We start from the raw sequence: 8,910 nt of genomic DNA, 5'->3' as shown, positions 1-8,910 counted from the left end.
AGTGAAAAGTCTTTAAAGCACTGGTTTTACTGACTTTTCAACTTTCTTTTCAACATTCGCTTGCGGATTTAAGGTAAAATACAAATAAAATATCCCATAATATTTTAAAATCTTATGGTTCTAAAATAATTTATCAATAACATCTACAAGGTTTTTAAAACCTTGTTGGATATTCAAAATCAGCTGATTATTTATCTGCTCTTACCTTTTGTTCCCAATTCCAGGCGGAACGCATCGCATCATCCAAGGATAATTTTGTTTTCCAACCCAATTCTTCATTTGCTTTGGTAGTATCAGCATAAGCTGAAATAATATCGCCTTCACGTCTGCCTACAATTTTATAGTTCAGTTTTTTACCGGAAACTTTTTCAAAAGATTTTATAACTTCCAATACAGAACTTCCTGTACCTGTTCCTAAGTTAAAGGTTTCGTAGTTTGCTTTGTTTTTATTGTTCAATAAACGCCCCAGAGCCACCACATGTGCTTTGGCTAAATCGACTACGTGGATATAATCGCGAATACAAGTACCGTCTGGAGTTGGATAATCATCTCCAAAAACAGAAAGTTCTTTGCGTAAACCAATCCCTGTTTGGGTGATGAATGGTACTAAGTTTTGTGGTACGCCTATGGGCAATTCGCCAATATTAACAGACTCGTGCGCACCAACGGGATTAAAATAACGCAATGCAATCGCTTTTAAAGATGGTGTTACTTTACAAGTATCGCTGATAATTTCCTCGCCTATTTGCTTGGTGTTCCCGTAAGGAGACTCTGCCTGTTTTACTGGTGCGTTTTCGGTGATTGGCAATTCGTCCGCTTGCCCGTAAACCGTGCATGAGGAACTGAAAATAAAACTGGCAGAAGGCAGCTTTCTCAATTCCTTAAGTATATAAACCAAGGTGCTGATGTTATTTTCATAATATAATAAAGGTTCTTTCACACTTTCGCCAACGGCTTTACTCGCTGCAAAATGAATGACCCCTTTTATATCGTTGTGTTTTTTGAAGAAAGCCTCAACATCTGCTTTTTCCTTTAAATCCAGTTTTTCAAAAAGTGGTTTTTTACCTGAAATGGAAGTGATGCCATCTAATACGCTTATGGAAGAATTTGATAAATCGTCGATAATAACAACTTCGTAGCCTTCATTTTGTAATTCCACAACGGTGTGCGATCCAATGAAACCCAACCCACCGGTAACTAATATTTTATCCATTTATAAATTTTATAATTGTTGATGTAATACATTCTATCTGTTCGTCATCCAGTTCCGTATGCATGGGCAAAGAAATAACATCCTTTACTAATTGGTTCGTAACTGGGAAATCTGCTTCCTTATATCTTGTATCTTCGTATGCTTTTTGATTATGGAGAGGAATGGGATAATACACTCCACACGGAATGCCTTTTTCATTCAAATGTTTGACCAATGCATCCCGGTCGATTCCTTGTACTCTTAAAGTATATTGATGGAACACATGACAATCGCAGGTATCACAAATTTCAGTACAACCATTTGATAGTTTTGGAGTGACAATATTTTTATTTCCTTCAAAGGCTTTGTTATATTTTATGGCTGTTGTGCATCTTTTTTTATTGTAAGTATCCAAATGTGGTAATTTTGCATCTAAAACCGCTGCCTGGATACTATCCAAACGGGAATTGACACCCACCACATCATGATGGTAACGCTCGTACATACCATGGTTGACAATGCCTCTTATAATATGTGCCAATTCATCATCGTTTGTAAAAATAGCACCGCCATCGCCATAACAGCCTAAATTTTTAGATGGGAAAAACGAGGTTGATGCTACATGGCCTATCGTACCTGCTTGTGCTTTTTTACCATTTTTAAAGGTGTAAGTAGCTCCAATAGCTTGGGCATTATCTTCAATAACATATAAATTATGGACTTTTGCCAATTCCATAATCGCCTCCATATTAGCGCATTGCCCGAATAAATGTACGGGAACAATGGCTTTTGTTTTGGGCGTGATGGCTTTTTTAATGGCTTCAATACCAATATTAAAATCATCTTCATTGACGTCCACTAAAACAGGTGTTAACTGCAACAAGGCAATCACTTCTACAGTGGCAGCAAAGGTAAAATCGGCAGTAATAACCTCATCCCCTGGTTTTAATCCCAGACCCATCATGGCAATTTGCAATGCATCGGTGCCATTGGCACATGGAATGACGTGTTTTACACCTAAATACTGCTCTAAATTCTTTTGGAATTGATGGACTTTTGGACCGTTTATAAAGGCGGTTGTTTCCAAAACTTCTTGAATGGAAGTGTTTACGACGTTTTTGATTTCGTCATATTGACCTTTAAGGTCAACCATTTGAATTTTTTTCATTTAAAAAATTGTGACTATTATGCATAGAAGTGCAAAGTTTGCATGCTCCTAAACCATAATTTTATAAGTTACGAAATTACGAAATTTGTACACGGTAACCAATGAAATTATTTTAAAGAAATGTATTTTAGCATCAAATTAATGGAAATTGGGTTTTATTTATAATATCGGTATGCATCTTGCACATTTTGGTTTAAAATGTGCAGCACCCTTCAACCAAAAAATTAAAAGTGGTGTGGTGGGACGTCAAAATACCTTTAAAAAACTGAAAGAAAATTTAAACCCACAAGATAAAACACTTTGGTTCCATTGTGCCTCTTTGGGTGAATATGAGCAAGGGCTTCCTGTTTTTAAAGTATTAAGAACGCACTATAAACAGCATAAAATAGTGCTGAGTTTTTTTTCACCATCTGGTTATGAAATCCAGAAAAACTCGCCGATTGCCGATGTGGTGGTTTATCTGCCCTTAGACACAAAAGCAAATGCCAACCGTTTTTTAGACTTGGTGCATCCAGAACTGACCGTTTTTGTTAAATATGATATTTGGCCAAACTTTTTAAATGGATTAAAAAGCAGAAAATCAAGAGCCATTTTAATTTCAGCAGTATTTAGAGAAAACCAATCATTCTTTAAGTTTTATGGAACGCCATTAAGAAATGCTTTATTTGCTTTTGAACATATTTTTACCCAAAAGGAAGCGTCTAAGAAATTACTTGAATCTATAAATTATAATAATGTAACCGTTTCCGGTGACACCCGTTTTGACCGGGTTTCCAGTCAATTGGAAATTGATAATACTTTGGAATTTATTGAAACTTTTAAACAAGACAAACTTTGCGTTGTTGCTGGTAGCACCTGGCCAGAAGACGACATGTTACTTGTGAATTTCATTAATTCTGAAGCTTCAAAAGATATGAAATTCATTATCGCGCCACATAATATCAAATCGGCCCAAATAAAAAATATTCAAGAAAAACTTACGGTAAAAAGTGTTCTGTTTTCTGAAAAAGACAACAAACAACTTGAAACCGCACATGTATTTATAGTCGATACTATTGGCATCCTTTCTAAAATTTACAGTTATGCCGATATTGCATACGTTGGTGGTGCTATGGGTACTACAGGGCTGCACAACACCTTGGAACCGGCTGTTTTTGGCATCCCGATAATAATTGGGACCAATCACTTTAAATTTCCGGAAGCCCAGGAAATGATTGATAATGGGGGTATGTTTTCAATTTCAAACCAAACAGAATTTGATGCCGTTTTAAACCAATTAATGCAAAATTCGGAAAAACGTTTGTTTGTTGGAAACAACAATTTAGACTACATAAAAAAGAACAAAGGTGCCATTACTAAAATAATGCTGTATTTAGGATTGTAGCCATATAGCTACACAAGGCCCATTTTGGATTTTTTATAATTTGTAATACAGAATACTGTAAAGAAATTGCTTAAAAGTTTCAGATTGTGAATTCTTTAACAAAAAACACAAACACTAAACTTTTGAAAACTGAACTTAAATCTTTAATTCTGTTGAAAATGATAAATCACCTAAATTTAAATACCTCACGTAACTTTTCCCTTCTTGGGAGTGGAGCACCTCTAGATTATGTTTCAAGTTTTTAGAATCTTTCGTGAACAGTTTTGAATTAATCTTTTTCTGTCTTTAAAAGTTTAAATCACTTCATAACAAAAAGACTGTCTAAAAAGTAATTTCTTTTGCCTTTTTTGATTCCGTTGAACTATTTCAACATATTCCATATCAACATGAGGTTTTGACAAACCCAACCTGACATATAAAACATAACAGACTTTTTTAGACAGCCTCTAAACGCAAACCAAATACTATTTTAAGTAAAGCTCTTTGTAATATTTATCCGCCAAAGTATTCGCTGAAAATTCTGGGATTATATCATCAATAGCTTTAAAAACAATGTCTTGCCATTTTTCCGGATTATCATAATACGTCGGAATTACTTTATTCTCTAAAATTTCGAACAAATTATTCGCATCTATTTTGTCTTGTTCCCAAATTGGTAATTTATAGTCAATTGTAGGCAATACAAAGCAATTTTCTCCATCCTTTTCAAACTCAGGAATCCACCCATCATTGGTTGAAACATTTACCGAACCGTTCATAGCTGCCGTCATTCCACTGGTCCCAGAAGCTTCTCGTGTAATTCTAGGGGTGTTTAACCAAACATCCGATCCGCATTTTAGTTTTCTGGACAAAGCAATCTCATAACCAATTAACACAGCCAAATTTGGTTGATTTTTGGAGTGATGGATTAAATGGTTAAATATATCAATAGCATAATAATCGAATGGGTACGGTTTACCTGCCCAAATAATTTGAACCGGATATTTGTTATTTGAAATTAATCGTTGAAACCGCTCCAAATCATGCAATAATAAATCGGCTCTTTTATAGCCTGCGAATCGTCTAGCCCAAACAAACGTTAGCACATTCGAATCAAAGCGTTTTCCTGTTTGATTAAAAACCTCATCGAAAAGCTCATTTTTAAGCTCTGTTTTTCTTGCTTTATATGCCTTTGTGTTTTGCTCTTTCCAAGATTTCCCGATAGTTTTATCTTGCCAGAATAATTGATTTTGAGCATTGGTAATTGGTATTATTTCGCTTATTCCTTCAAAATCTTTCCACATATCATTCGCCACAACTGCATGTAATTTTGAGACCGCGTTCGCTTTTCGGGCCAATCTTAATGCCGAAACCGTGTAGCTAATCATGCCGTTGTGAACCATTTCCTTCCCTAATTCTTCTTCTGAATACCTTCTGCCAAAAAACCCCGAACGATTTAAATGTCTGGCATCATGTTCTTCATTGCCTGCTTTTTCCGGAGTATGTGTTGTAAAAACCATTTGCGTTTTATTCACACCTTGGTCTCTTAAATAATAAAAAGCAGGTAAAGCGTGCCCTTCATTTAAATGATATACATCTGCGCCTCCTAACGCTTCAACAACTTTTGCTCCTCCAATTCCTAACACAATACTTTGTGAAATTCGGGTTAAGGTATTGGCATCATACAGATGGTTTGTTATGGTTTTAGATATAAAATCATTACCCTCTACATCGGTACTTAACAAATAAATTGGCACTGTTCCAAATATTTCAGGTTTTAAAACGTATGCTCTAACTTTTACGTGTGGATTATCGTGCAGCTTTATTTCGACTTCAATGCCTGTGTCTTCAAGAAAATCGTATGATTTTTCAATAAAATCGATTCGAAGTGTCTGGTCTTCATTTCTTGCCTGATCATAATATCCATATTTCCAGAGCATACCAATTCCAACCATGTTTTGCTTTAATTCGAAACCAGATCGCATATGGGAACCTGCTAAAAAACCCAGGCCGCCAGAATAAATTTTTAAAGCTTGGTCTATACCAAACTCCATGCTGAAATAGGCCACTTTTTTTGAATAATCTTCCGATATTTTATAGGGATGGTACCACGTGTTATATTTACTTTCCATATTATATTTTTTTTTACTGTAAAGATAAAAGGATTGACTAGAAAAATATATTTTATTGAACAATAAATCAGCAATATCCTTAATTTACATATAAAATAAATGAGTTCGATATCAAAACGAACAAAGGCACTGTGATTAAAATAATGACCTATTTGGAATTATGGAAAATAGAAATGACCTTCAAATATTTGAAGGCCATTTTTTTTAAGGATGATTTTAATAAAGGATTACTTCTTTACCCAAATATCTTCCAATTCTTCTAAAGTTTTTCCTTTGGTTTCCGGTACAAATTTCCAAACAAACCACATGGCCAATACACCCATTAGGCCATAAAGCCAGTAGGCAAAACCATGATTGAATTTTTCTAACAAGTACGTGTTTTTATCCATTATCGGAAAGGTCCAAGACACTAAATAATTCGAAATCCATTGGACGGCAACGGCAACAGCCAATGCTTTTCCTCTAATTTTATTTGGAAAAATTTCGGACAACAACACCCAGCAAACAGGCCCCCAACTCATAGCAAAACTAGCTACGTAAATTAGCATAAACACCAAGGCGCCCATTCCAACCGATTTCATAAAGAACGTGGTACCTAAAGCAAACATGGAGATTGCCATTCCCAATGCTCCAATAATCATTAGGGGTTTTCTTCCATATCTATCTACCGTCATGATGGCCAACACGGTAAACAACAGGTTAACAACACCAACAATGATGGTTTGTAATAAAGCGACATTAGTGCCAGAGCCCATACTTTTAAAAATTTCGGGAGCATAATACAGCACCACATTGATGCCTACAAATTGCTGAAAAACAGACAATAGCACTCCTATTACAATTACAGGCACGCCATATGAAAATAATTTCCCGGAATGGCTTACCACAGTATTTTGAATATCCAACAATATTTTTTTTGCTTCCTGGGCACCATTTACTTTAGTTAAAATATACAATGCCTTTTCTGGATGCGACTTCAATACCAAAGATCTTGGTGTATCTGGAACAAACAACAACATGAATAAGAATAAGGAAGCCGGAATTATTTCTGAAGCAAACATCCATCTCCAGCCCACGGTGTTCAACCAAGAATCATCACCTTGTTTTGCGATGTAATAATTTACAAAATAAACCACTAGCATACCAAAAATAATGGCAAACTGATTCATTGAAACCAGTTTACCTCTAATTTTCGCCGGGGCTATTTCAGCGATATACAAGGGCGAAAGCATAGAGGCCAAGCCAACTCCAATACCTCCAATTATTCTATAGCCTATGAATATATATATAAAAGTATGATCTGCCTCGCCTATGGGCTTTAATACCATTTCTGGCATTGCAGAACCTATGGCAGATAATAAAAACAGGATGGCGGCTAGAACCAATCCGTTTTTACGACCTAATTTTTTACTTACAATCCCACTTGATATTCCTCCAATAACAGAACCAATCAACGCACTGGAAACAACAAGCCCCAAACGAGCATTTGCTTCCATTTCCGCTAGCCCAAAAGGAAGGACGAAAAAACTGTCCAATGAACTTACTGTTCCGGATATTACTGCTGTGTCATACCCAAATAAGAGCCCTCCCAGTGTCGCCACTAAGGTTAATTTCAATAAATAACCTGTGTTTGATGATGTTTCCATAATGCTGATTGATTAAATGTATTGGTTAATAATATTCTCGAACAATTCTTGTTTACCGCTTGTTAATGGTAATTCACCATTTTCCTGTGCAATTTTGTATAAATCCTGTAAATTTAATTTACCAGCTTCAAAATCTTTTCCTTTTCCAGAATCGAAAGACGCATAGCGCTCTTTTCTTAGCTTATTGTATGATGAAGCAGTCAATATTTTATCGGCGGTCAATAAGGCTCTTGCAAAAGTATCGGCACCTCCAATATGTGCATGGAACACATCATCCATATCAGTTGAATTTCTTCTGATTTTAGCATCAAAATTCACACCACCACCTTGTAAACCACCTGCCTTAAGGAACACCAACATAGCTTCGGTAGTTTCTTGGATGTTATTTGGGAACTGGTCGGTATCCCACCCGTTTTGGTAATCGCCCCGGTTCGCATCCAAGCTTCCCAACATGCCTGCTTTTGCCGCTGTTTCAATTTCGTGCTGAAAGGTATGTTGTGCCAATGTAGCATGGTTTACCTCAATATTTATTTTGAAATCCTTGTCCAAACCATAGTTTTTCAAGAAGCCAATCGCTGTTGCCGTATCAAAATCGTATTGGTGTTTTGAGGGCTCCATGGGTTTTGGTTCTATAAAGAAGTTTCCTTTAAATCCTTGTACTCTTGCGTAATCTCTACACATGGTTAAAAACCGGCCCATGTGGTCCAATTCACGACCCATATCGGTATTTAAAAGCGTCATATATCCTTCACGACCGCCCCAAAACACGTAGTTTTCGCCCTTTAAAGCGATAGTAGCATCTAAAGCCAGTTTTATTTGTCCGCCAGCTCTTGCAACCACATTAAAATCTGGATTGGTAGCAGCACCGTTCATGTAGCGTGGATTTGAAAAACAATTGGCCGTTCCCCAAAGTAATTTAATACCGGAATCCGCTTGTTTTTGTTTTAAATAATCGGTGATGGTTCCCAATCTGCTTTCCGATTCCGCAAAGGTTTTACCTTCTTGGATCAAATCGTAATCGTGGAAACAGTAGTAACCGAATCCCATTTTAGAAGTGAATTCGAAAGCAGCATCCGCTTTATCTTTAGCTGCTTGAATAGGATCTGAAGATTTGTCCCATTCGAAATTTTGTGTTCCTGGACCGAATGGATCAGAACCTTGACCGCAGAAGGTATGCCAGTATGCTACCGAAAATTTAAAATGTTCGCGCATCGTTTTTCCTGCCACCAACTGATCTGGGTTGTAGTACTTGAACGCTAACGGATTGTCTGATTCCTTGCCTTCAAATTTAATGTCTCCAATACCTTTATAGTATTCTTTGTTTCCAATAATTGCCATGATATTATTTATTGTTTATTGTTATTATTTATTATTTATTTGCTCGAATGATGATTTTGTGTTCATAATTG

At 36.2% G+C, this 8,910-nt stretch carries 6 protein-coding genes; 1 reads left to right on the top strand and 5 read right to left on the bottom strand.

The genetic code is table 11. The features are described 5' to 3' along the window. Nucleotides 1-187: 187 nt before the first annotated feature. Both galE and ACU1LP_RS08405 read right to left on the bottom strand, forming a co-directional pair. On the bottom strand, nucleotides 188-1,213 hold the full coding sequence (galE, locus tag ACU1LP_RS08410) for a UDP-glucose 4-epimerase GalE (RefSeq protein ID WP_445733915.1): 1,026 nt from the start codon (nucleotides 1,211-1,213) through the stop codon (nucleotides 188-190). Continuing rightward, a complete protein-coding gene (locus tag ACU1LP_RS08405; protein WP_445733916.1) occupies nucleotides 1,206-2,360 on the bottom strand; it encodes a DegT/DnrJ/EryC1/StrS family aminotransferase in 1,155 nt (384 codons plus the stop codon). Before ACU1LP_RS08405 ends, galE begins: the two co-directional genes overlap by 8 nt. Before the next feature lie 172 nt (nucleotides 2,361-2,532). On the opposite strand from ACU1LP_RS08405, the gene ACU1LP_RS08400 reads away from it, so the two are divergent. Further along, entirely contained in the window at nucleotides 2,533-3,744 is a 1,212-nt protein-coding gene (locus tag ACU1LP_RS08400; RefSeq protein ID WP_445733922.1) for a 3-deoxy-D-manno-octulosonic acid transferase, read from the top strand. A gap of 464 nt (nucleotides 3,745-4,208) precedes the next feature. Here the strand turns inward: ACU1LP_RS08400 and glgP are convergent, their stop codons facing one another. The 3 genes from glgP to xylA all read right to left on the bottom strand — a co-directional run bounded on the left by glgP (nucleotide 4,209) and on the right by xylA (nucleotide 8,839). Next, nucleotides 4,209-5,855 (bottom strand): alpha-glucan family phosphorylase, encoded by a 1,647-nt coding sequence (gene glgP / locus ACU1LP_RS08395; protein ID WP_445733917.1) that lies wholly within the window; start codon nucleotides 5,853-5,855, stop codon nucleotides 4,209-4,211. A 227-nt stretch (nucleotides 5,856-6,082) separates the two neighbouring features. Next, a complete protein-coding gene (gene xylE / locus ACU1LP_RS08390; RefSeq protein WP_445733918.1) occupies nucleotides 6,083-7,501 on the bottom strand; it encodes a D-xylose transporter XylE in 1,419 nt (472 codons plus the stop codon). A gap of 12 nt (nucleotides 7,502-7,513) precedes the next feature. After that, entirely contained in the window at nucleotides 7,514-8,839 is a 1,326-nt protein-coding gene (gene xylA, locus ACU1LP_RS08385; RefSeq protein ID WP_445733919.1) for a xylose isomerase, read from the bottom strand. Nucleotides 8,840-8,910: the final 71 nt, after the last annotated feature.

This window comes from Mariniflexile sp. (assembly GCF_052728615.1).
Note: the sequence above shows the minus strand (reverse complement) of the source record. Positions and strands in the feature narration are given on the sequence as shown.